Origin of the sequence: Streptomyces odontomachi, assembly GCF_024435355.1 — a bacterium.
GTDB classification, from domain to species: Bacteria; Actinomycetota; Actinomycetes; order Streptomycetales; family Streptomycetaceae; genus Streptomyces; species Streptomyces odontomachi.
In genome coordinates, this window is sequence record NZ_JAMJWG010000098.1 from 1 (window position 1) to 556 (window position 556).

The window sequence follows — 556 nt, forward strand, 5'->3', positions numbered from 1 at the left end:
GGCGGGCTGGTGCCAGTCGACGTCCAGACCGGCGGTGAACGCGACGGCCAGGCTGGCGTGGAACCGCTCCAGACTCCCCTCATCACGACGAAGGGTTCCGGTGACCAGCGCGGGCTCGACGTCGAGGGCGTGCAGGGTGTCATTGACCGGGAGGGTCAGGACCGGGTGCGGGCTCGCCTCGACGAACGCGGTGTGCCCGGAGCCGGCCAGAACACCGATCGTCTCCTCGAAACGGACCCGCTCACGCAGGTTCCGATACCAATACGCGGCATCGCAGACGGTGGTGTCCTTGAGGAGCCCGCCGGTGACGGTGGAGTAGAACGGGATGGACGACTCGCACGGCTTGACGTCCGCCAGCGCGGTCAGGATCTCCTCCCGGACCGCCTCCACCTGCGGCGAATGGCTGGCGTAGTCCACCGGGATCATCCGCGCACGCACACCACGCCCCTCACACTCCGCGACCACAGCCTCCAACACACCCTGCTGACCAGCAATGATCGTCGTATGCGGACTGTTCACCGCAGCCACGCACGCAGCCCCACCATGAGACGCGAGG

Annotated in this window: 1 protein-coding gene; it reads right to left on the reverse strand. The window is 67.8% G+C overall.

The features are described from left to right. Positions 1-528, reverse strand: a 528-nt coding sequence (locus tag NQO67_RS43545) for an acyltransferase domain-containing protein (protein ID WP_308295759.1), incomplete at its 3' end; no start/stop codon positions are given. Between the last annotated feature and the right edge of the window lie 28 nt (positions 529-556).